The organism is Staphylococcus simulans (genome assembly GCF_002902285.1).
In the GTDB taxonomy this organism is placed as follows: Bacteria; Bacillota; Bacilli; order Staphylococcales; family Staphylococcaceae; genus Staphylococcus; species Staphylococcus simulans.
The window spans coordinates 63,103-87,028 of record NZ_PPRU01000019.1 but is presented as its reverse complement, the minus strand read 5'-3'; the positions used below and the strand labels follow the sequence as shown (position 1 = coordinate 87,028).

The window sequence follows — 23,926 nt, the reverse complement described above, 5'->3', positions numbered from 1 at the left end:
AAAAAAAAAACCGCCATATAGGCGGTTAAATCACTTTAATATAAAGGATTTTACAATGAATAGAAAAAACATTTTCCCGGGACATGAATCGTCACTGTTCGCTAAGCTACTATTCCCTAAAGTTACTATACTATATTTTAACCATATATACAAGCCCCCCCCATTCACACGAGAGAATAAGGGGGAGTCAATATAGGGATGCATTTACAAACAAATGCGTGTGTTTTGCAGTGTAGATTTGGTCAATATCTACACAATAAATATATTACCACTTATAGTAGAGTTTAAACATAAAAAATACATAACTTTTTAACCCATTTCTTCTGAAAAGTTCCTATAATCATTTAATACTATCTAATAATTCATATGTTTCGTTATACACTTTCGAATACATATTATACTCTTCTGTAATCCATGATATATTATTTTCTTTACCAGTAATAATATCAGCCAGATTATAGTAAAACAATCTTACATGCACAACGTAGTCCTCTATAAACCTATGAAATTGATCATCTGTCATACATAAACCTTCAATGACATCAATGGTTGAGTATAATTCTGATAATTTTAAAGTATCTGATCTACTATATTCTAGTTCTTCAGGTTCCATAATTATATTATACAATTTACCTATAATATAATCGACTTTTTTCACTTTATTTTTTAAATACTTACAATAGTCTATATTTATAGTCATAATTACCTCCTCATTTTAAATTACACTAATAATTGTGAGGCGTTTCTTTCCTCAATGCAACACAGACACTCTCTCAGCACACTATTTATATGCTTTAGCGTATATAGTTAGCGTCCTATTCAAGCCGTTATCATTTTGCACAGATTCAATATTGAAATCTAAATCTTTCCACTTAATACGTTGCTTTGAATTTATCCCCTCTCTATATCTAATAATGAACCTCACGGGGATTTCTGATGCTGTAAGTCCAGAACCCAGAAACTCATTGCCACGAATCGTTTTTATATCTGCCCACGGTTTTGCAATAGTTTTTTCTTCAAATTGATTTGGCATTGGCCCACTGCTGACTCTCTGGAAAATCTTAATTCGATTATTAAAATGATATGCCATTGTTAACCTCCTTAATCTCTCAATCAGACTTTTTTGTCCTTTTCTGACTAACCAATATCCTACATCGCTCTTAAAAAACTTTCATAGTTATCAAACAAACCCACATATGCATCTAATAAAGACGCTGTGCCATCAATACGACGTTTAGGTGATTGATTCTTAACAGGTACAATGTTACCGTTTCTATCGGTCTCTATGCCTGTATTGGTCAAACACCACTTTAATATAGGATGGTTATTATAATTCACTTTATGCTTCTTTAGATCAGCACCTAAATTCTGCATAGGCAAACTTAAGGTTCTAGCACCTTGTGGCGTACGCACCATTTTAAAGCCGTGTCCTTCCATCTCATCCACCCAATACCGTGCTGAATAGTTATCATAATAAATCCACAGTGGCGTTATTTCATAATCCTCAATCATTTCAACAAACCACTCTGTAATGTCGCTATAATTAATCGTATTACCACGACACAGACGCAATAAGCCTTGTTCATGCCATTTGTCATAAGGTATCTTGTCATTGTCCACACGTTCCCTCAGATTGTCCTCAGGCAACCAATACATCTGATGGACATAGCGCATTTCAGTTTCTGGATCTACAAATAACAATGTGGCACAACTAAGGTCAGTGGTAATTGAAAGGTCAGCTCCGCCTATTGCATACCAATCAGCAAAATCTTTAATATCGAATGTAGCTGTATTGTTAATCTGTTCAAAGGTCAACCATGCATTATGGCTAGTTTCACGTACGTTGAAATCTTTGGTGAGTATGCCTGTAAGATTGTTTGCGTCGTTCTCTGCACGTGCTACTTTACGCTCTAAATCTTCAACACGCTTCGATATATTTAGTGAAGGATTAGCTTTTTGCCAACATTCAGGATTTTTATATTCTTTCTTTTCATCCAATTCATACATAATTGGTAAAAAGTTATCATCTTTAAAATTACCATCTACTACATTACACGCATACTCATATAAATCATCAAAGATAGTTCCCCGATGAGTACCTGCTGTGGTAATCATGATAAGTAATGGCTGTGTACGTGCAGATTGTGATTGTTTCATCACTTCATAAAGGTTTCTATCTTGTATAGAATGTAATTCATCAATCACGACCAAATGCGCATTCAAACCATCTAATGAGTTTGAGTTCTTGCCCAGTGACTGCATTTTAGAGAAGTTGTGACTGAAATATAAATCACTCTTGCGTTTTCTGATGTTACGGCTCAAATCAGGGCTTTGCTTAATCATCTCATGTGCTTGGTCAAATAAGATATTCGCTTGGTCTCGTTTAGAGGCCACAGAATAAACTTCTGCTCCGCTTTCTCCGTCTGCTATCATCATGTATAGTGCTATTGCACTAAGCATTGTTGTTTTACCATTCTTACGCGCTACATAGAAGAATGACTCAGTATAACGGCGTTTACCTGTCTCTTTATCTACAAAGCCGAATAGTGCCGAAATATAGGCTTTTTGAAACAAGTCTAGTATTAATGGTTTACCTGCAAGTTCACCCTTTGAATGCCTGCAAAACGTTTCTATGAACTTGATAGGACGTTCTGCTTTAGCATGATCATAAATATATTGAGGGTGGTTGTACATATCATCAATGAGTTTTTCATATTGTTTTGTGATGCGTTTAGATGCCACAATATCCCCGCTTTTGATTTGACGGTAATATTCTTCAATATAATTAAGCATTGTTTACAAAATCCATAAACTCATTGGATTCTTCTACGTTATCAGGTAATAACGTCAGCAGCTGCTTATATGTGGCGTTGTATTTAGTCACAGTGGTATTGTATGCCTTCATTGCGGGGTTTTCTTTAAGATACGACTGTTCACCTTGTGTAAAGATATATGTTGCGCCATGCTCACGTACAGTATGCTTTAATTCTTCCATTGTAGCTTTCATAAAAGTTAACTCTTCTAACAAATCATAAGCGATATGTTTATTATTAACATTATTTTCATCTATATACTTTTTAAGTTTTTCTAAATTAATCGATTTCATATTTAATTACTCCTAACTTTATTTTTAGCCACCCCTAAACTTTGGAAAGTCGGGTGGAGGATAAGTTAACTCCCAGCACCGTTTCCCAAGCGTTCCTTTCATATCAAGGTTATAGGGGGTATCCTATTTTCATTTTATTTAATTTTTATAATGTTTCCTTTTTCATCAAATTGTAATCCTTCACCAATTGCGATACTTCCAAAATGTTCCTGATTATGACACGTTTGACACAATGCTTCCAAATGGTCGTGATTAAGTGATACATATGGATTCTTATAATTCTCAGCATTCAGATATACTTTATGATGGCAAATACTCGCTAGCGCCCCACATCTTTCACAAATATAATTTTGCTTAGCCATATAACTGTTTTTACACTTAATCCATTTAGCAGACTTATAAAAGGACTGCGGAATACTTCTAGCCATCAAAATCACGTCCTAATGCTGTTAAAGATACTAACAAACTATCAATCGTACGCTTCAATCGTTCACTATCTTGTGTCTGTGGATCAAACCATAGTTGTAATATGAACTTAGCTGTTGTCTGTGCTAATGGTTGTACTGATTCATCTAACCAATCACGCCCAGTTGTTAGGTACAAGTAGTTAGGTATCGCCTCGACTAATGGAATGATAATCTCATCGTTAAAGTCTCCATCCACTCTTAAAGTATTGCGCGCATCTTCAATAGATATAATCATTGTGAACACTCCTTTATGAATAAAGGACACCAGCTAATCACTGATGCCCTAACTGGTTTATAATATTATGCTGATGCTGATGATGTTGTAGATGAACCCGATAACTTCACAAATGCTTCATCAACTAATACACGTGTATCTGCAACTGCCATAGCACGATAATCAATCAGACCAGAACGGAATGATGACTCACGTGAACTTTCAAGCATAATACCTTGTGGCAAGTTATAACCGATATAATTAAAGTCACCTAATAGAATTGTACCGTCTTCGATATTGTCATCAATGATAACGGGTTTACCAAAGATATATCCGACATTCTCACGTTGTGCATCTTGGATAAAGATAGGTCTTTGGTTAGCATCCATCACACCGTATACTTGGTTATACAATGTTGCATTACTCATTGCGAACTTAGCATTTTGTGCATAACCACGTGCAAGCATTCCTAGCGCTTGTGTGAAGTCTGTGTACTTGCCTGTTAGTGTTAAGCTGTTTGACTTGTCCCATGTGATACCTGTTAAGATACCTTGACCTTGGTTTTTACCTGTACCATTGATAAGTGCATATTCAATTGCTTCAACAACACAGTTAGTCAATTCTTCAACAAGATATGATTCGAAAGCTGAGATTGACATTGTTTTAGCTTTAACTGAAATGCTGAAGATTTTAATAATCTCATTCGCTTCAAATGACACGGCTGTTGTAACTGCTTTGTCTGCTTCAACATATGCGCCTTCTGTATGCCATTCTGCACGTTCTTGTGGTGTACTAATTGGGATACGGATTTTAGTAGGCATATTGAATGAACGTACATTAGCTAGTAATCCGCCTTGTGTTCTAGCACGACGAATGACTTCATTCAATGTTTGTTCAGGAATCACCGCACTCGCATTTGATGAAGATGTAAACTCATCTGCGCGATGTTCAGTTTTTTGTAAATCCATTGCATGATTGAATGTACGTTGTTCCACGTTAGATAATTCTTGTCCTAACATTGTTTTGAAAAATGCTGATCTATATTCATCTGAACCAAAGATATTTTCTTTTGGTACATCTTGAGTTTTAAATTGTTGTCCTGTAATTGGATTATATGAACGTTGTTCCACTTGTTCCTGCTCCTTTTCTTTGATATTTTCTTTCGCTTGGTTTAATCCTTCAATCTCGATATTTAACTTAGTCACATCTGCCTCAGGGTCATTCTCGATTGTGCCTCTGATTTCCCCAGCGCGTGTTTCAATATCTTCAAGCGACGCATTGCGATAATGGTTAAATGCTTCTTGTACTGTATTGAACATATTATTTTAACTCCTTCATAAATAATTTATTTAAATTGATTTTCGCTTTATTAATTTGCTGTTGTCTCATTTCTGCTTCCTGCATTTGACTTCTGGCTTCAACAGATGTTTCTGAATAAGCAGGGAAATTTACCACAGAAAACTCTAATACTTTATCTATTTTTGTAATTGTACGTGTGCGTGTCTCTACATCGTATCGACTGCCGTCTGATACTGTGAAACCAAATGATACGCCTGACATATCTCCACGTTTGATAGCTTCATAAACTGAGCGAGCTTCTTCGGTATTTGCCAATACTGCCCTGAAATGCATGCCTGCATCATCTCGCCATATTTTCATCGTCTTAGGAGATTTAGCTAATGGTAAACGGTTATGATCATGTGACACTAATAAACGTGTGTCATTGAATTTTAAACCGTCCAGCGCATTACGTTTGATGACTTCAGTATATGAGCCTGTCGGTGTATTAATCAGTGCGGGTTTATCAAAGACGATTGCTGTACCTTCAAGCACCATTTCACCATTTTGGGTATCTGTCTGTATTTCTGCACTTCTAATCTCTTTCATCAGGTGTTGCCTCCTTATCTCCGATTTGATATTGTTTCGCTAATTGTTTTTCTATATAGTTCAATGATTGAATGCGTTCATCACCATCTTCTACACGTGGCAGATTAAGCAGATCTAAAGCTTGATTGATTGTGAGTACACCTAATGGTAACAACTCTTTTATCACAGTAGCTTTTGATTTGGTGCTTGCATACTGTAGACGTGACGCTTCAAAAATAATACGGTTGCTGAATGCCTGTTCACGTTCGGTAAATATCTTATCTGTCAATTCTGAGGATAACTGTATAGCGAATGGTTCAATGATAGATTCATAAAAGGATTGCCATTGGTCTTCACTATAGTTACCAGTCACCATAGCTTCATTAATGCCTAGATAATCATATATCTTTTGTTTGACGGCTTGAATTTGCGGTGTTTCAATATCAGCCTCATTTAAACTCAATGGGACATAATCTAAAGTTGCATCTAATGGAATCACACCACCGTTATTATCCATCGTCATATAATTATTCATGAACTCATCTTTGGCTTCTTTCAGCTTTTTAGGTGCTAATGTCTGATTGTATTTCAACAAACCTCTGATTTGCGCTGAGTTTTTAATGGTATTGCTGAGACCTTCTTGTTGTGTATAAGCAAGATCTAACGTGTTCATGATTGCGTCATTCGTATCGCCTAATAACTCATTTGAATTAAAGTGACGACGCAGCACCGCAATTTCTGAATGATGAAAATGTACAATATCACCACTGTTAAATAGGATTTTCAAATACATTTCACCTGAACCATCAACCACATACTCTACACTTGAAGCTGATAAAGGATATAGTCCGCTGAGATTACCTTTTGAGTCTTTCTGAATTAAGATAAATGCATTGTTATACAAATAGTAATGTGTGGCCACTTTATATAAAAAGTCATATCCGCTCATATAAGGATTCGGACGATTGCTTAATATTCGATTGATTTTTGAATAGTTATCATCACGCATACCATTTGCGACATGCTTTCCGGATAACTTGGCAATGTGTCGGGCGATGGTATCAACTGCACTGCGATATATATCATTACTCCATGCGTCACCGTTGAAACTGCCTAGTGTGCGGAAGTTGCCCGTTAACATTTCATATTGTTTTGTCGCTTGTTGTTCTAATTGTTTGATTCCAAGTATCTTATCTAACCACTTCGGCACTTTTTCACCTGCTTTCTACTAACAAGAACATTTGTTCTGTTTTAGTACATATGTTCGATTTATTTATCTAAATTATACCACACTAGGGTATATAACGCTAGTTGTGGCAAGGGTTTGGGGTATTATACAACTGAAAACGCAACCGGTAACCAATGTTCTGTTTTGATGTTCTTTGACTTTACAATAGGTAACTCTAAACATTTACCATCGATCATATAATATATTGGCGGACATATTGTCATTTCTATATCCCCCTCTCTTTTTAAATCAGAAATTATCTTGAACGCTTCCTCATTCCAACCAATCCAAAATACAACATTGGTATTTTCTTCGCTTAAATATGCTATATCCCCTTTGTAATTGAAGTTATTTTCTTCAAATATCCTTTCTATTTCTACAAATGATGTTTCTTTGTGAGTTTTGATATACTCCAATATTTTATTTTTTAATCTATTTTTGTTCATTTTCAACCTCCATTGTCTTGTTAAGTGTCCCACTGTCTTATGCCATGTTACAGCTATGAGACACCTTTAAACCTTACTGCCACAAAGGATAGAGCTATACTGTCTTACTGTCTTATGATTTCCTCCCAACACTTTGAGAATATATAGTAATTTTTTCTAAAGTTTAGAGGAAAGTTTATAAGACACCGAGACAGTTATAGCGTGGCACTTACTCCCACAAAGTATTGAGGGTGTCTTGTAACTGTCTTATATCTGTCTTACTGTCTCGCTCTTATGACTTTATATTGATTAATTCAGAATAGTACGAAGACATATCAACATCGAATCCATATTGTTTACCGATCCCTTCGCCGTATCGAGATTGTTTTTTACTTATCCCACAATAGCGCGTATTTCTAAGCGCTTCATCAATCTTACGTAAATAATGAGGTTGAGGCTGGTCATCTCTGCCCATCATCACTTTCCATATTTCTTTACTGCAAACCTTATCACGCCATACATATTGACCGGGCTTTGAACCATCTAATGAGAATAAAGTACCGTCGTTATAAAAAGAGAATCTGTGATTATCTGAATTTGTACCATTTACACCATTGAATAAAATCTGTTTATCATGTAAACTTAACGACCAATAATCAGATGGTATAGGTTGCTCTAGGAAGTCCTCTATTTCACCGATAAGTGTATCTTTCTCTGAATGTTCTGCTTGCATTTCTAAAGCAGTTTCTGAGGCTTCTTTGTCTAAAAGCAATGCTTTATCGATAGGATTTTTATCAAAATATACTTTAGCTTCTGCGTACATTTGTTGAACAACCTCAGGTGTTAGATCGTCAAACGGACTTTTAGTTGCTTTATCCTTATCAGTAGTAACCGGTAAGAAACGTCTATTACCTGTCTTATCTTTTAAAAACTCATAGTTGTTCGTTGTACCTACAAAAACACTTTGACGTGGGTGTCTCTCAGTACGTTTGCCGTATGAAGCTCTGTAAATATCAACAACCGCACTGATAAAACTCTTAATATCTTCAATAGTAGATTTTTGAAAGGCTGATAGTTCTTCAATTTCACAAATCCATGAACCTTGTAGCTTTTTGTATGCTTCATCACCTTTGAATGTATTAATACTTTGGTTATACCATTGACCACCCATACGGCTCGCCAGTGTTGATTTACCCCCGCCTTGTTTACCGTATAAAATAACCATTGTGTCATATTTAATACCGGGTTTGTATATTCTGGCAATTGCTCCCATCACCCATTTTTTAGCTACTTCACGATTATAATGTGTATCTTCTGCACCTAAGTAATCAATAAAAAGTGTTTCTATTCTTTTTACGCCGTCCCATTGTTTACTTTCAATAAGTGATTTGATAGGGTGGAATTTGTTTTGATAAGCTTCTTTTTCTATAACACTATCCATAACATCACGGCTGAACTGCACATGATAAACTCTGTCTATATGAGAAATAACATGCGTTGTGTCAATATCAGCCCAATAGTAATTTGTATCGTCTTTTGAACGCCAGTAAGGAAGGCGTTTAAGTTTAGTGACATTTTCAAATACATCATATTGAACTAAATTATTTAAACTTCCATCGTTGCCTAAAATAATCTCTGCGTTAGTTGTTGTCTTTTTTAATGCATTAGTTGTTGCTGTTCGTCTTAATTTACTGCGCCAATCGTCGTTATTGGTCATATAGTTAGTTTTTTCGATTAACTCGAATACATCTTCTTTAGTTACTTCACTCAATCAGAACCCCCCCTTCTTATTTTGATTGTCTCTTTTTAAAATACTTTCGAATGTTTTATTTACTTCTTTTTGTTCAATTGGTGGTGTACATGTCATTGCCCACGCACTTGCCAGACCATAGACCAAATATTGATCTACATATCTACGCAACAAATAACCTATTAATGAAGCTAAGGTTTGATTCCGTTCACCTTCACTAACTCCAAATGCAATATCACGCCAATATGCGCTGTCACGTCTCTTATATTTGACTATAATATTCTGAGATTCGCTCTGAGTTGCATTGAGAGGGAACTTAGCAAGGCATTTATTCAATTGGTCACGTGTGATGAAGGGAGCATCATTGTTATACCAATGATATGGTGCGTCTTTATTACTTATAACGGGTAATGCTGATAATTGAATTGGTTTAAAGCATGATTCATCAATCGGTTCTCCAATATACCTTGATAACGCTCCAGCATACTTTGTGTATTCGTCAGGCTCTAAAATATCGTCTACAGGGATCAATAAACGAAACCTAGGACGTAAGTTTTTATCATTCTCATCATGTATATCACGATGTCTGAATGTGCTATATATAAAATATGCAAAATGTTTCATCTTATCTTTAACGTTATTTAGAAATCGGTTCATATTGTCGATATCGTCATAATCCAAAGAAAACACTTGTCGATACATTACATTTTCATCTTTTCTACGATGGTGTAAAACCTCACCCGTTTTCTCATCTACACCATCGTCAATATCTCCATAAATCGCTAAACCGTTAGCATATTTATTAGGGCTGATAACTGGACGAGTTAAAAACTCGCACCAGTCAGACCATTTTATATTTTTTACGTTATCTGTTCCTTTTGATGTCAAACTTTGATATAATGTTACATGAAGTTCATCATCATAATTCAGATTAAACATAGAGAGGTTTCTCCTTTCTTTTGTGATTCATTTTTACGCGTTATCAGTTTCGTTTCCCGACTTCACTGATGACGCTTTTTCTAATTCATGGAACTTTTGAATGAGTTCGTCGAACCGCTCAATATATGTGTGCATTAAGTCAAATAATTGTTCACAGTGAATACGCTGCTCAACATAACGGAGTCCATGATTTTTTACATCTTTCATATTATCCAGTTGGTTATAAGGAAACGCTTTTGAAATAAACCAACCATGCGTACTTTTTAAATCCTCAAACTTTTCTTTGATCACTTCAATATCACAAATTAAGTCAATAATTCTTACATTCATTTAAATGTCCTCCACTTCGATATTTCCAACGATATAATCTAATGCCCATTCTAAAATCCCAATTACATGACCTTCACGATCTGTTGTATGTTCATGTTCTCCTGTACTGTCTTTGACGGTATAGTGGTAAATTTCTTTATCTTCGTTCATAACGTCGCTTAATGTCATAGTTACTTCATCAATGATTGGAAATGCCTCATCTTCAAAATCCAACTCTGCAAGAATGTTAAACAACTCTTTATGAACTAACTTTAAAATGTGTTCGTAAAATGCTGTATCGCTATATTTATGATAAGTAATTGAATGAAATCTGTCTTTTGCCGATAAAAATACATCTTTATCCTTTTCATCTAATACTTTCTCTAACACTTTAACTACTTTAGACAAATAATACTTTTGCTTAATTTTCAATTTGGTTACCTACCTTTTTCTTATTTTTAAGTTCTAATACTCTGTTAATATCCAACTCCATACATGCGATTGAAATATCTTCGCCCACTTCCGGAAAGTGCTTTTCAAAGACATCTGGTGCAATATTCAGTAATAGATTGTGGTTAGTGTCTTTTATGTTGTACCAACCTACAACTGACTTAGTAATAATCACTTGTTGTTTCATTTCAGTTACCTGCTTTCTAAAATATTTGATTGTGATTTTCTTCGATGTATTGCTTCATATACTTTGCAACAAAAGACCAATGGTCATTTTTATGTGCTGGTGCATGTGTGAAATCTTCAATTTTTGATTGGTGCTTTGGATTCAGCAACAACTTTTTCAATAATGTATTTCTGCTTTTGTTCGTATGTGCCATTAGATCGTACATTGTCCACAGTGTCTTATGTTCAAGCAGTGTGGTTGTGAAATCTTTAGTTTTAATCATTGGTTTATGCCTCCTTTAAATTAACGTACTTTAATTTCTTCACTAAATAATTCATCAATGGATTTGTCATATAAATCACTCAATATCCGTGCTTCTGGCAATGTGAAATTTGCCTTACCACTCTCTTTTAATTGATAACGTTGTGGCGAAATACTTAACTGCTGTGCCACGTATTTTTGAGTATGACTGTGTTCTCTTCTTGTGATGTATAAAATTGGATATGCTAAAGTCATCATTCCCACCTCCCAACAACATATATATATGTTATTATTTAAGTGGAGAGGTGAGAAAACAATGATTAAATTCAAGCTAAAAGAAATAATGGAAAATAAAAACATGAAAATTAGTGACCTAAATAAAAAGACTGGAATATCTAGAAACTCATTAAGTTTACTGATAAACGGTAAGAGTAGAGGAATTCAATTTGAGACTTTAGAAAAAATTATCGGTGCATTAAATGTTGAAATAGGAGATCTTTTTGAAAAAACTTTTGATAAACTAGAAATAGTTTTACATAATAAAACGAAAATTCACTACAATATGAATAACTCTTTTGCGCATAAGCGTGAGCGTCTTTCTAATAAAAAATATAACGCTTTAGAATCTACAATATATGAGGATAGCATTATTAGAAAAGGATACATTCCTTATGAATTACAATTAAATTTTGAAGAGAAACCATATTGGTTGATAGAAATAAAACTTCAATATAGTGAGTTTTATAAAATATTTAAAACATTATTTAAAAACAATAAATATTCACCTATTATTTTTTCACATTATTTTGCCAAGAAAATCATGAAGTATGAAAAAGAAAATATCGATAAAGTTAAAAAACAGTTTGAAGTTAATGATGATTTTCTTTATGTTTCTATACCGCCTAGTGTATACACTGGCCCTAGAATCTTCACTAATATCGAAGGTGAAGAAGAAATAAATAGACTTTTAAATCATATAAATGAATCAGATAATATCAAAGTTGAATATGATGATTCAATGGTCATTATTAACAAATAATATATATCAAAATATTAAGTAGGTGATCACATGGCATCATTCGAAAAACGAAATAAAACATGGCGCTATGTCATTTCATACAAAGATGACGACGGAAAATACAAGAAATATCAAAAAGGTGGTTTCCGTACCAAACAAGAAGCAAAAGCACATGCGAATGATATGGAATATAATTTGAAACATGGCTACAACATCAATAATGATGTGATATTTGAGGAATATTTTAAAAAGTGGTATGAGGTCACTAAAAAACCACATATTAGTGCTAAAACATTAACACGATATGAGGCTATGCATAATCATATAAGAAGGTTTTTCAAAAATACTTTCTTAAAAAACATTACACCGACAGACTACCAGCAGTTTATTAACCACTATGGCAGTAATCACAATATCGACAGTGTAAGAAAATTAAACAGTTCTGTACGTAATTGTTTCCATCAGGCAATTCATGAAGGTTTAGTATTACGAAATCCTACATTCAAAGCACAATTAAGCGGTGGTAATCCTAGTAAAAGCGAAGAATTGAAATATATCAGCCACACCGATTATAAACGCTTGAAACATTACCTTGAACAAAAGGATAGTGTATCATCACTGGTCTTACTGGTTCAGCTTGTAACAGGTGCTAGGTTCTCTGAAGTAGCCAATATGAAACGTGATGACTTTTATGTAGGTGAAAACAAGGTACATTTGCCGGGTACAAAAACTACGACATCAGATCGTACTATCAGTATTGATACGAAGACACTAAATAAGGTTAGAACATTCATTAATGACAGACCGGCTAATATTAACGGTTATGTTTTTACTTATAACGATGCTGTCATTGCTAATGCGTCAGCTAACAAAGCGCTGAAAATAGCTTGTAAGAAATTAGGTATCAAAAGTATTACCACACATGCACTACGTCACACACACGCATCTGTGTTAATACATAATGGTTATAGTGTGCAATACATTTCAAAACGTTTAGGACATTCTTCGACACTAGTCACACAATCCGTTTACCTGCACTTACTCGAAGAAACATACGAACGTGAAGATAAGCAATTTATTCAGTTCATGGATAAGTTATGACACGGGGAAATTTAGGGGAAAATGATTTGATATTCACTATAAACGAGTGATAACGATATACCTAAAAACCTTGATTTCAATCCTTTTTGATACCGAAAGAAAATGAGAAACAACCTGTTTTCTCCCTCCGAGGGGGTTATGTAGTTAATATTAATTAACTTGAAACCTTTGAAACGTTGATGTATCAGCGTTTCTTTTATTTTGCTATTTAAGTCATCGGGCAGTTGTTAAAAAATCAAAATAGCTATTAATAAAAAACACCGCTAATAGCGGCGTAAGTTAAAATATTCAAATAATTATTTTTATGTATATAATTTGAAACAATTAACACATAGTATTACTTAAGTTGTTCAATAGCTTTTAGTAAATTGGGTGCTGACTGAGCTGTAAATTTATATTCAGTTGTAAAACTTTTAGTAGCCATATAACTCACTTCTTTCATAATAAAGTTTAATCAAATCCATGAAATACAAAAGCCTGTTCTTATGATTAGTTTTTTAAATTCAACATTAACTTTTCAACAATACCATTGGTTGCTTGTACAAGCACATTTATATTGCAAGAACTACATCATTTTTGAAATTAAATTCAACTTCCTAATATGAACCTCAAAAGAAATGAACTCTCTTAAAAGCAGAGTAGTAATCCATTACACTAATAATAAACTAGGCTCACTTCTTCAATATATATTTTACACTCCAATTCCAATTTATTAATCATGCAATAAATTATCAATTCTACAATTTTTTAGTTACTCTTTTCCCTTTAACACGATATTTCCAATTAATTTCTTTCATTTCATCTAAAATATCTGAATATATGCTTTTTTAATATTTAGAAATGTGTTAAAGTTTATTTGTTTGAAAGAAATTCATCTACATAAATTGTCAGAAATTTTTGTAAATAGAGAGAAGTTTTCAACACCAGGAGGTTATTATGAAAAAAGTAATTCTAATATCAGGTTTAATGCTCTTCTCGTTATTCTTCGGAGCAGGCAACTTGATTTTTCCACCTATGCTCGGATATACCGCGCAAAGCAATATGTGGACAGGTATGACAGGTTTTGCGATTACAGGTATTTTATTACCTTACATCACAGTTATTGTCATTGCCTATTATGATGGTGGCGTGGAGTTTATCGGGGACCGCGTCCATCCTAAATTCGGGTTTATTTTTGCAGTTTGTATTTATTTATCTATCGGGGCACTATACGGGATTCCACGTGCTGCGAACGTGGCTTATGAAATCGGCGCAAAATCGATTCTGCCTATTCACAACACATGGACATTGGTAGGTTTCTCCCTTGTATTCTTTATTGTTGTAGGGTTAATCGCTTTATACCCAACAAAAATTGTCGATAACTTAGGGAAAATCTTAACACCTGCCTTATTATTGATTATTGGTGCTTTATGTATCGCAGCGATTATTAATCCTGAAGGAAAAGTCGGACAACCACATGATAAATATGCGGAAACACCTTTCATTTCAGGAATCTTAGAAGGTTACTACACAATGGACTTAGTAGCAGCTTTAGCCTTCTCAGTCGTTATCGTACAAAGCTTTAAACTCGCGGGTATTTCAGACAGCAAAAAGATAGTGAGAAACGTTATCTTATCAGGTCTGATTTCAGCGTTATTATTAACAGTGATTTACTTCTCATTAGCATACTTAGGTATCACGACAAGCAAACCAGGCTTTGATAATGGCGCAAGCATTCTAACATATAATTCAGTACGATTATTCGGATCATTCGGTAATATTTTATTCGGTATGATTGTAATTTTAGCTTGTTTAACAACTTGTATCGGCTTGGTGAACGCAAGTTCTGCATTCGGATTGAAGAAGTTCCCACAAATTTCATACAAGACTTATGTACTGTCATTCTCAGTAGTCGGATTCTTAATTTCAATCTTAGGGCTCAACATGATTTTACAAATCGCAGTGCCATTACTGACATTTATTTATCCGATTTCTATTGTGTTGGTACTGATTTCATTTGTCGCAATTGCGATTCCGACAAAATTAAAAATCGCTTATATTTTACCGACGATTTCAACATTAATTATTTCAGTACTTGAAATCTTCAACACATTTAAACTGATCAAACCACTAAATGCAGTCTATCAATTCTTGCCATTATCTGATTTAGGATTGGCTTGGTTACTACCATTTATTATCTTAACTGCAATTGGTATTGCGATAGACTTTATGCGCAATAAGAAACATACACAACAACCCGCAACATCTTAATATTGATTGAAATGCCTTTCTCATTTTACGAGAAAGGCATTTTTATTTGACCAAAGCTTATTGTCACAATATTTCAATAATATTTCTATCTATTTCATTATAATTTGTTTGTGTTAAAATGAATCATGCATTTTTAATTTGAAACAAGCATTGTTTCAATCTTCACACTTCCACAACATATATGCGATACACTTATATTAAGGTTCATCAATATAATCTTTATTAAACAATTCATCATAGAAAGGGAGGATATATTTGAAACAACCGTCGCTCAATTATAATTTAATTACGACTGTATTCTTTATTTCAGGTATTGCGGTTATGTGCAGTCTTTACTCTGCCATTCCTTTAATGCCGATTATGGGGAAAGAATTACATTTAAGCGAAGGTGCCACAACATTAATCGGTGTGGTATTCTCAGTTTCTTATTCAGTCAGCTGTATGTTTTATGGAATCATTGCCGACAAGTTTGGTAAGAAGAAGGTCATATTAATCGGCTTGGCTATGCTCACACTTACAACTTTTGCGATCGGCTTTATTCATAACTTTGCGCTATTACTGATTGTACGTGTTTTACAAGGAATAGCTACCGCAAGCTTCTCACCTGTGTCATTAACATATGTGACAGAAGTGTTCCCTATTCATAAACGTGTTACCGCAATCAGTTTTATTAGTACCAGCTTCATGTTATCTGGTGTTATCGGTCAAAACTTAAGTGATATTATCGCCGCACATATGAGTTGGCGTATCGTTTACTTCGTATTGACTGTTGTTTACTTATTGCTGATTGTTTGGATTTACCGAGCTATTCCGAAAAGTCCTTATCATATGCCTGATACAAAATTCTCAGTGTTCTTTAAAAACATGAGACATATTTTGGATAATAAAGGCATTGTATTATGTTTCTTTGTTTCATTAACTATCTTAACGTCATTTGTTTCTATGTATGCTCTGCTAAATGAATATTTGACATCTGACCCAATCAACGCTGATTTAACGACAATATCATCAGTGAAGCTATTTGGTTTAATTGGTATGTTATTAGCGTTATCTGCAGGTCGCTTAAGTGATTTCATCGGTGTAAAACGTATTATTCTAATCTCATTAATCACTGCAGGTATCTCATTGATACTGATGGGCGTGACGCACAATCTCATTATCATCACATTATTCAGTGTTATCTTTATCGCAGGTATCTCTTTTGTGATTCCTTCTGTGATATCACAAATCGGTCTACTGACTACTAAAGATAAAGGCTTCTTCTTATCTATCAATACCTTTATGTTATTTATCGGTACAGCGATTGCACCTGTATTGTCTATGCAGTTGTTAAACAATATGCAGTCATTTAAAATGATGTTCATTGTATTATCAATCGTGAATTTCATCGGCTTTATTATAGCTTTAGGAATTCCGAAAAAATCAGTCGTAGATCAATAACGATAAAAAGCAGTCACTCATTTCAATTTTCAAATGAGTGACTGCTTTTCTTTATCACATTTCAATATGTTCACCGCTTCTAATCTTATCTGCTAACTCATTCAACTTACGTAAACGATGATTAACACCTGATTTCGAAATTGTGCCTGTAGAAACCATTTCTCCTAATTCTTTTAGAGAGACATCTTGATTTTCCACACGCAATTTCGCAATTTCTCTTAAACGGTCTGGTAAGTTTTCAATGCCGATTTCTTGATCAATCAACTGAATACTTTCAACTTGTTTCATCGCTGCACTAACTGTTTTGTTTAAATTAGCTGTTTCACAGTTTACTAAGCGATTTACTGAATTACGCATATCTCTGACAATACGCACATCTTCAAATTTCAACATCGCTTGATAACCTCCGATTAAACTCAAGAAATCAGAGATTTTCTCCGCTTCTTTCAAATAAACGATATTTCCTTTTTTACGTTCTAAATGTTTCGCATTCAATTCATATTCATTCATTAAAGCAGTTAAGCCTTCTGAATGACTTTCGTATAAAGAAAATATCTCTAAATGATAAGAAGATGTTTCTGGATTATTCACAGAACCGCCAGCTAAGAATGCACCGCGTAAATAACTTCGTCTCATTTCATCGTCACGAATCAAATATAAATCAATAGCGTGTGTAAACACACCGTCTTTTAAGATACCAAGTTCATGTAAGATTTCACGAGACTTCATTTTCGTTCTGCAGATATAAATGTTGTTCTTCTTCAGCTTCATTTTCTTTCGAACAAGAATTTCAACTTCAATATTGAATACTTTCTTAATCAGAGAGTATATACGTCTGGCTGTTGTCGCATTTTCAGTTTGTACATTGATGACAAATTGCTGATTCGACAAACTGAGTGCACCATTCATCCGTATTAATGCGCTAAGTTCCGCTCGCGCATTTTTATCATCGACATCGATTCTTGTCAATTCATTTTTCATGTCTGATGCAAAGCTCATGCCGCGCCATTCCCTTCTTTAAAATTTTCTATTTTTCGGATTAAATTGGATTGTGCTTGTTAAATCAAGTGCCAATTCATAAATCATGCGTGCTAAGCGTGTTGTATTATGGCGCACACGATTTTTCGAAGAAACATGGACTAAATCTTGTGCAGTAATCGGTTCAATACCTGCCGCTTCAATCGATTCTTTATGATAAGTCACAGGTTCTGCCTGTTCTTTATGGTAATTTTCTAAAATGTCTTTACTGTACTGATGATTCTCACAACAAATCACATAATCAATAAAATTTGTTTTCATGTGATTATGCATTGCTTGAATATGATCCATCACATCAAAATGATCTGTTTCGCCATGTTGCGTCATCACGTTTGAAACATAAACTTTAGGTGCCGCACTATCCACAATCGCTTCACCGATACCTGGCACACATAAATTGGAAATTACGCTCGTATACAATGAACCAGGGCCTAATACGATTAAGTCCGCATCTTCTAATGCCTCTACCGCTTCTTCCATCGGCTGCACATCTGCAGGCTCTATAAAGACACGCTTAATTGTTTTTTGACGCTTCGGTATATTAGACTCACCATACACGATTTCTCCATCTTCCATCTCCGCATTTAAACGAATACTAGAATTCGTTGAAGGAATCACGCGTCCTTTGATATTTAAAATTTTACTTAATTCTTTAACCGCATGACCAAAGTCATCCATAATATTTGTCAGTGCCGCAATCAATAGGTTTCCTACTGAATGACCTTCCACTTGATTCTCTTTGAAGCGGTACTGAAACAGCTCCTTTAAAGTCGGTTCTGTATCACTTAAGGCCGCAATAACGTTACGGATGTCCCCAGGAGCGGGAATGTCCATTTCACTTCTGATTTTACCTGTACTTCCCCCATCGTCTGCTACCGTCACAATTGCGGTAATATCGATAGGATAATCTTTTAAACCACGAGCCAATACAGATAAACCTGTACCGCCCCCGATTAATACGATTTTAAGCTTTTTCATTTCTCTCGCCACTTTCGATATGTGCATCTCTATGATGAACGTAAACATTATAGTCGTAACTATCATTCAAGTCTTCGGCTAATCGTTTCGCTAAGGCAACAGAACGATGCTGTCCACCTGTACATCCGATCGCAATCACTAATTGTGTCTTGCCTTCTTTTTTATAGCCCGGAATCATAAATTTCAATAAGTCTAATAACTTATCATAAAAGATGGCTGTTTCTTGCCATTTCATGACATATTGATATACAGCGTCATCATTACCGGTTAAAGGACGTAACTCTTTTACATAAAATGGATTCGGTAAGAATCTCACATCAAAGACTAAATCTGCATCTTGTTGGATGCCATGTTTGAAGCCAAAGCTCGTTACACTAATACTAAATGTTTCGATATCATCTCTATTAAACAATTTGTTTATTTTTGCACGTAATTCTTTTGGATTTAAGTCTGTTGTATCTATGACAAAGTTCGCAAAACTACGGATTTCAGATAATGATTGACGTTCTTCTCTAATAGAATTAATCAATGAATTTTGACCGTTATCACTTAATGGGTGTGCACGGCGTGTTTCTTTATATCTTGAAATTAATTTTGCTTCACTTGCCTCGACAAACATCACGTCTACTATAATGCGATTCTTGCTGCGTAAAAAATCTACTTCTTTTACTAAGGATTTGAAAAATTCGCGACCGCGTAAATCAATCGCAATTGCTACTTTTTGTAAAGATGGTGTGCCTTGCTCCATCAACTCCACAAATTTCGGCAGTAAAATCGGTGGTAAATTGTCTACACAAAAGTACCCTAAATCTTCTAAACTCTGTAAAACTACAGACTTCCCAGCCCCCGACATACCAGTAACCACTAATAATTCACTCTTATTTACGACTTCATTTTCTTCATGTTGCATAACGACACCATCCTGTAATTAATTCGCTCATAATATCCTTATCTTTATCATAGTATCATATTACATTCTAACTTGAACATGATTACTATGGAATATGTAAAAAGGTTTGAATAGATGCATGGTTTAAACCGCTTCATGCACTACTCAAACCTTCTTCGTTTTTTATTATGCTTCTTCTGCTTCTAGTTTATCTTTCAATTCTTCGATATAGCCTTGCGCATTTTGAGCTGCGATACTACCGTCTCCAGTAGCTGTAACGATTTGTCGTAAACCTTTTTCACGCACATCGCCTGCTGCGAAGATACCAGGAACTTTTGTTTCCATTTCTTCGTTTGTTACGATGTAACCTGCTTCGTTTGTGATACCTAAATCAACAATCGGTGCAGTTAAAGGTTTCATACCGATATAAACGAATACACCATCAGCGTCTAATGTTTCTTCTTTACCATCTACTGTAGATTGTAAAGTAACTGAGCCGACTTTACCGTCTTTTTCATTAATAGATGCTAATGTGTGATTCCAGATAAAGTGCATTTTTTCGTTTTTGAATGCACGATCTTGTAAGATTTTTTGTGCACGTAATTTATCTCTACGGTGAACGACAGTAACACTGTCCGCAAATTTAGTTAAGAAGTTACCTTCTTCTACTGCAGAGTCTCCACCGCCGATAACGTATAAGTTTTTGCCTTTGAAGAATGCACCGTCACATACTGCACAGTAACTTACACCGCGGCCGCCAAGTTCTTCTTCACCTGGCACACCGATTTTTTTGTATTCTGCACCTGTTGCGATAATCACCGCATATGCAGTAACAGATTTATCTCCATAAAAGACTTCTTTAATATCGCCTTTATCTTCAATCGCTTTAATATCGCCGTACTGATAAACAGCGCCGAATTTTTGCGCATGATCAAACATTTTTGTTGATAAGTCAGGACCAGAAATTGATTCGAATCCTGGGAAGTTTTCAACATCTTCAGTGTTTGCCATTTGTCCGCCTGGCACACCACGTTCGATCATTACAGTTTTTAAGTCCGCGCGAGAAGCATATACGGCTGCAGTCATACCTGCTGGGCCTGCGCCGATAATTACAACATCATAATCAGGTTGTTGTTTAGTCATTCTTCTTGCCTCCTAGTATTTAATCACACTCATTATAAGATAGAGCTTTCTTGAAATATACTTTTATGCTCAAATTGTGAATTTTACTATTTTACATACACAACTTTTAAACTTCTAGTAGAATTTCAATTGATTTATTCAAACGGTACATAGATATACCGAACCATTCTGTAATAGCTTTTTTCGTATAAGCATCGGGTCGTGTTTTAAAGAAGAGATATACACACGCTGCCACATACCCTTCTACTTTTTCCAAATCATATTCTTGTGCAATGATTCCTTCAGCTCGATCAATCCAATGTACAAATAAAGATTGATATTCTCTTAAAGCCTCTTTCTCATACAAGGTTAACATGCCTCGATGAATGAAATCTAATTTGACTAATTTCAATCCTTTTATCAAATATGTCAGATATAGTTTTTCGTATTCATTCATCGTTTCTAATACATTCCAAATTTCTTCTGTAATTAATAGTTCTCTGCCATTCATCTGTTCTAATAAGAAAATCCCATAAATACGTTCATGGCTGTCTTCACTTATCAATAGCGGCGCAATATGCGAATGGAAATAGAGATTTTTCTCAGAAATCAACCAAGGTGGCGGTCCTGGAGGTGTATCTGTCATTGCTTCAAGCTTTTCCCAAAACACCTTACTTTGCTCTTTATTTCCCAGGTGATAAAAGTTGACGCTTAACGCATGAAACATTTGCATGGAAATGAATTTACCTTTTTTAAACAAAGGATACAATAATTTTTGCGAAGCACTGAACTTTTGTAGATAGCTGAGGACAATACCAAGTTTGAAACTTTCTTCATCATTCATTGGTACAACTTTAGACAATGATTGCAGATAGTTCGGATAAGCTTTGTCATTTGTGTTATAAAGTAATAACGTATAATGACATAATGCATAAACATCCGTCTGATTTTCTTTTAAAAGCTGTTTCAACATATTACGTGCGATATCATAGTTTCCTAAATACAGATGTATCATTGCTAATAAATTGCGTACACTTTCATGCGTACGTACTGTCATTTCTTGGCGTTGAATAAACTTTTTCGCTTCTTCTAGCTTGCCTTGAGAGAAAAGATATTGAAAAATAATCTGAACTGCGAATACTTGGCTCTCTTTTTCAAGTACATCTACATCCTTATAGACAACTTCAAAGGTTTCTTCTAGTTCTTTTCTATAGTCTTCATCCTCTGACAGCAGCACATAATTCATCCCGAAACAAAATGCTTTATTCGGATCTTGTAAATTCGTATATATTTGACTGAGTTGATAATAGGATGATTCTACATGTTCACCTTTCGCAATGAAATCATAATAACGTCCAACAACTTGCTTAGCTTGGCCCACTTCAGTCAGTGCGGTTGTATAATCTTGAAGCGCTTCAAAGTCAGAAGGCGACAATTCAAGGACTTTATGATAGTACTCTGCGGCTTTTTGATAATCTCTATGTTTTAGTTTTGACGCTGCCAGTCGTTTAAAAAGTGATGCATCTTGCGTCATTGGAATCACCTTTTTAGATGGTTCTGATGTCATTGTATTGCCCCTCCTCTCACTTATAATCTGATCTGCATGGGATTGCCGAAAGCTAAAGCGCCATCTGGTACATCTTTATTAACTACCGTACCTGCACCGATTTTGACATGACTACCAATTTTAACCCCAGGTAAAATTGTCACATTGGCACCGATTAATGTATGATGACCGATTTCAACTTTTCCCACTCTCAACTCTGAAACTAAAAATTCATGGGTCAATATTGTTGTATTATACCCTATCACACAATTATCTCCAACTTGAATTAGATGCGGATATAAGATATCCGGCATCACTTTATAGGCAAAAGCTGTGTGCTTTCCAACCTGCATACCTAAACAAGCACGGTAAATCCATCGTTTTAATTTCAACGATGGAATATACCGTGCAATTTCAATCATAATCGTTTGTCTAAACGCTTTTTTCACTGTGATAAAATGATACATTCTCCAAAGCGGATTAATCTGCGATTGACTGCCCGCTACTTTTTTATAACGTCTCATTTAATCTCCTCTTATTTCGGCCATGCCAAGTTTCTGGCATCTTTAAATTTAGGTGGTTGTTTCTTCATTCGACGATAGATAATCATAACGACACTGATAATAATCAAGATAACAGACATCACCTGTGCCACTCTGATATTGCTTGTCAACATTAAACTATCTGTACGCATACCTTCGACAAAGAATCTGCCGATTGAATACCAAATCAAGTATAAGAAGAATGTTTCACCAATTCTTAAGTGCTTACGTAAAAATAGTAATAACGCAAAGCCAAGCACATCCCAAACTGATTCATATAAGAAAGTCGGTTGATAGTACTGGCCATCAATATACATATTATCAATAATAAATCTTGGAATATGAAGGTTCTCTAGGAAACTTTGAGACACAGGTCCCCCATGTGCTTCATGGTTCATAAAGTTCCCCCAACGTCCAATACCTTGCGCTAAGATAATACTTGGTGCGACAATATCTCCAATTTGCCAAGGGTTATGATTGTTCATTTTACACACAATAATGCCTGTGATAAATCCACCAATCAAACCACCATGAATGGCGATACCGCCATGCCATATCATCGGTATCTCTGAAGGATTTGCGGCGTAGTATGGCCATTGGAAAATCACGAAATAAATCCGTGCTGCCACAAAGCCGAAAATAGCACTCCAAAAGATAATATCAATCAATGCATCTTGATGATAGCCTACTTTCTTTGCGGTCGCCTGCGCAATAAAATAACCTAATAAGATCCCGAAGGCAATAATAATCCCATACCATCGCACATCAATCGGGCCTAAGCTGAAGGCCACCGGATCAATATAACCTAAGTTAAACAACAT

General features: G+C 35.0%; 28 protein-coding genes. 4 read left to right on the top strand and 24 right to left on the bottom strand.

Features of this window, described 5'->3' with window-relative positions:
• Positions 1 to 340 precede the first annotated feature (340 nt).
• The 17 genes from CD112_RS05740 to CD112_RS05660 form a co-directional block, all read right to left on the bottom strand.
• Positions 341 to 700 carry a hypothetical protein gene (locus tag CD112_RS05740; RefSeq protein WP_061054834.1) on the bottom strand — a complete coding sequence of 120 codons (360 nt, stop codon included), beginning with the start codon at positions 698 to 700 and terminating at the stop codon, positions 341 to 343.
• Between the two features lie 81 nt (positions 701 to 781).
• On the bottom strand, positions 782 to 1,090 hold the full coding sequence (locus CD112_RS05735; RefSeq protein WP_060804156.1) for a phage head closure protein: 309 nt from the start codon (positions 1,088 to 1,090) through the stop codon (positions 782 to 784).
• 59 nt (positions 1,091 to 1,149) lie between these two features.
• Positions 1,150 to 2,793 (bottom strand): terminase large subunit, encoded by a 1,644-nt coding sequence (locus CD112_RS05730; protein ID WP_061054835.1) that lies wholly within the window; start codon positions 2,791 to 2,793, stop codon positions 1,150 to 1,152.
• On the bottom strand, positions 2,786 to 3,106 hold the full coding sequence (locus CD112_RS05725) for a hypothetical protein (protein WP_060804154.1): 321 nt from the start codon (positions 3,104 to 3,106) through the stop codon (positions 2,786 to 2,788). Before CD112_RS05725 ends, CD112_RS05730 begins: the two co-directional genes overlap by 8 nt.
• A 134-nt stretch (positions 3,107 to 3,240) precedes the next feature.
• The gene (locus tag CD112_RS05720; protein ID WP_060804153.1) at positions 3,241 to 3,534 is read right to left on the bottom strand and encodes a hypothetical protein; all 294 of its coding nucleotides are present in this window, start codon (positions 3,532 to 3,534) and stop codon (positions 3,241 to 3,243) included.
• The gene (locus tag CD112_RS05715) at positions 3,527 to 3,808 is read right to left on the bottom strand and encodes a head-tail connector protein (RefSeq protein WP_060804152.1); all 282 of its coding nucleotides are present in this window, start codon (positions 3,806 to 3,808) and stop codon (positions 3,527 to 3,529) included. The genes CD112_RS05720 and CD112_RS05715 overlap by 8 nt, the downstream gene beginning before the upstream one ends.
• A gap of 65 nt (positions 3,809 to 3,873) precedes the next feature.
• Positions 3,874 to 5,106: a phage major capsid protein gene (locus CD112_RS05710; RefSeq protein WP_060804151.1), complete on the bottom strand. Its 1,233-nt coding sequence runs from the start codon at positions 5,104 to 5,106 to the stop codon at positions 3,874 to 3,876.
• Between the two features lies 1 nt (position 5,107).
• Positions 5,108 to 5,674 carry an HK97 family phage prohead protease gene (locus CD112_RS05705; protein ID WP_103363990.1) on the bottom strand — a complete coding sequence of 189 codons (567 nt, stop codon included), beginning with the start codon at positions 5,672 to 5,674 and terminating at the stop codon, positions 5,108 to 5,110.
• Positions 5,661 to 6,863: a phage portal protein gene (locus tag CD112_RS05700; RefSeq protein WP_170121960.1), complete on the bottom strand. Its 1,203-nt coding sequence runs from the start codon at positions 6,861 to 6,863 to the stop codon at positions 5,661 to 5,663. Before CD112_RS05700 ends, CD112_RS05705 begins: the two co-directional genes overlap by 14 nt.
• A gap of 122 nt (positions 6,864 to 6,985) precedes the next feature.
• A complete protein-coding gene (locus CD112_RS05695; RefSeq protein WP_103363989.1) occupies positions 6,986 to 7,327 on the bottom strand; it encodes a pathogenicity island protein in 342 nt (113 codons plus the stop codon).
• 271 nt (positions 7,328 to 7,598) lie between these two features.
• Entirely contained in the window at positions 7,599 to 9,077 is a 1,479-nt protein-coding gene (locus CD112_RS05690; RefSeq protein WP_103363988.1) for a virulence-associated E family protein, read from the bottom strand.
• Positions 9,078 to 9,995, bottom strand: a complete 918-nt coding sequence (locus CD112_RS05685) for a primase alpha helix C-terminal domain-containing protein (protein WP_070724661.1) — start codon at positions 9,993 to 9,995, stop codon at positions 9,078 to 9,080.
• A gap of 33 nt (positions 9,996 to 10,028) precedes the next feature.
• On the bottom strand, positions 10,029 to 10,325 hold the full coding sequence (gene tscT / locus CD112_RS05680; protein ID WP_103363987.1) for a type II toxin-antitoxin system toxin TscT: 297 nt from the start codon (positions 10,323 to 10,325) through the stop codon (positions 10,029 to 10,031).
• Complete coding sequence (locus tag CD112_RS05675) at positions 10,326 to 10,736, bottom strand: TscA family type II toxin-antitoxin system antitoxin (protein WP_103363986.1); 411 nt, start codon at positions 10,734 to 10,736, stop codon at positions 10,326 to 10,328.
• Positions 10,726 to 10,941 carry a pathogenicity island protein gene (locus CD112_RS05670; protein ID WP_103363985.1) on the bottom strand — a complete coding sequence of 72 codons (216 nt, stop codon included), beginning with the start codon at positions 10,939 to 10,941 and terminating at the stop codon, positions 10,726 to 10,728. Before CD112_RS05670 ends, CD112_RS05675 begins: the two co-directional genes overlap by 11 nt.
• Positions 10,942 to 10,957: 16 nt before the next feature.
• Positions 10,958 to 11,203, bottom strand: coding sequence for a DUF771 domain-containing protein (locus tag CD112_RS05665; protein WP_103363984.1), 246 nt, complete (start codon positions 11,201 to 11,203; stop codon positions 10,958 to 10,960).
• A 20-nt stretch (positions 11,204 to 11,223) separates the two neighbouring features.
• Positions 11,224 to 11,439, bottom strand: coding sequence for a helix-turn-helix transcriptional regulator (locus CD112_RS05660; protein WP_103363997.1), 216 nt, complete (start codon positions 11,437 to 11,439; stop codon positions 11,224 to 11,226).
• 58 nt (positions 11,440 to 11,497) lie between these two features.
• On the opposite strand from CD112_RS05660, the gene CD112_RS05655 reads away from it, so the two are divergent.
• The 4 genes from CD112_RS05655 to CD112_RS05640 all read left to right on the top strand — a co-directional run bounded on the left by CD112_RS05655 (position 11,498) and on the right by CD112_RS05640 (position 16,990).
• Entirely contained in the window at positions 11,498 to 12,220 is a 723-nt protein-coding gene (locus tag CD112_RS05655) for a helix-turn-helix domain-containing protein (RefSeq protein WP_159081716.1), read from the top strand.
• 30 nt (positions 12,221 to 12,250) lie between these two features.
• Positions 12,251 to 13,300: a site-specific integrase gene (locus CD112_RS05650; protein ID WP_103363982.1), complete on the top strand. Its 1,050-nt coding sequence runs from the start codon at positions 12,251 to 12,253 to the stop codon at positions 13,298 to 13,300.
• A gap of 936 nt (positions 13,301 to 14,236) precedes the next feature.
• On the top strand, positions 14,237 to 15,550 hold the full coding sequence (brnQ, locus tag CD112_RS05645; protein WP_002481560.1) for a branched-chain amino acid transport system II carrier protein: 1,314 nt from the start codon (positions 14,237 to 14,239) through the stop codon (positions 15,548 to 15,550).
• 255 nt (positions 15,551 to 15,805) lie between these two features.
• Positions 15,806 to 16,990: an MFS transporter gene (locus CD112_RS05640; RefSeq protein WP_103363981.1), complete on the top strand. Its 1,185-nt coding sequence runs from the start codon at positions 15,806 to 15,808 to the stop codon at positions 16,988 to 16,990.
• A 54-nt stretch (positions 16,991 to 17,044) separates the two neighbouring features.
• Here the strand turns inward: CD112_RS05640 and whiA are convergent, their stop codons facing one another.
• The 7 genes from whiA to lgt form a co-directional block, all read right to left on the bottom strand.
• Entirely contained in the window at positions 17,045 to 17,989 is a 945-nt protein-coding gene (gene whiA, locus CD112_RS05635) for a DNA-binding protein WhiA (RefSeq protein WP_103363980.1), read from the bottom strand.
• A gap of 18 nt (positions 17,990 to 18,007) precedes the next feature.
• Positions 18,008 to 19,006 (bottom strand): gluconeogenesis morphogenetic factor MgfK, encoded by a 999-nt coding sequence (mgfK, locus tag CD112_RS05630; protein ID WP_002481557.1) that lies wholly within the window; start codon positions 19,004 to 19,006, stop codon positions 18,008 to 18,010.
• Complete coding sequence (gene rapZ / locus CD112_RS05625) at positions 18,993 to 19,916, bottom strand: RNase adapter RapZ (protein ID WP_002481556.1); 924 nt, start codon at positions 19,914 to 19,916, stop codon at positions 18,993 to 18,995. The genes mgfK and rapZ overlap by 14 nt, the downstream gene beginning before the upstream one ends.
• Positions 19,917 to 20,081: 165 nt before the next feature.
• Positions 20,082 to 21,038 (bottom strand): thioredoxin-disulfide reductase, encoded by a 957-nt coding sequence (gene trxB / locus CD112_RS05620; protein ID WP_023015366.1) that lies wholly within the window; start codon positions 21,036 to 21,038, stop codon positions 20,082 to 20,084.
• 106 nt (positions 21,039 to 21,144) lie between these two features.
• Positions 21,145 to 22,584, bottom strand: a complete 1,440-nt coding sequence (locus CD112_RS05615) for a tetratricopeptide repeat protein (RefSeq protein WP_002481554.1) — start codon at positions 22,582 to 22,584, stop codon at positions 21,145 to 21,147.
• Between the two features lie 20 nt (positions 22,585 to 22,604).
• Positions 22,605 to 23,087 carry an acyltransferase gene (locus tag CD112_RS05610; protein WP_057510215.1) on the bottom strand — a complete coding sequence of 161 codons (483 nt, stop codon included), beginning with the start codon at positions 23,085 to 23,087 and terminating at the stop codon, positions 22,605 to 22,607.
• An 11-nt stretch (positions 23,088 to 23,098) separates the two neighbouring features.
• On the bottom strand, positions 23,099 to 23,926 hold the full coding sequence (gene lgt, locus CD112_RS05605; protein WP_023015369.1) for a prolipoprotein diacylglyceryl transferase: 828 nt from the start codon (positions 23,924 to 23,926) through the stop codon (positions 23,099 to 23,101).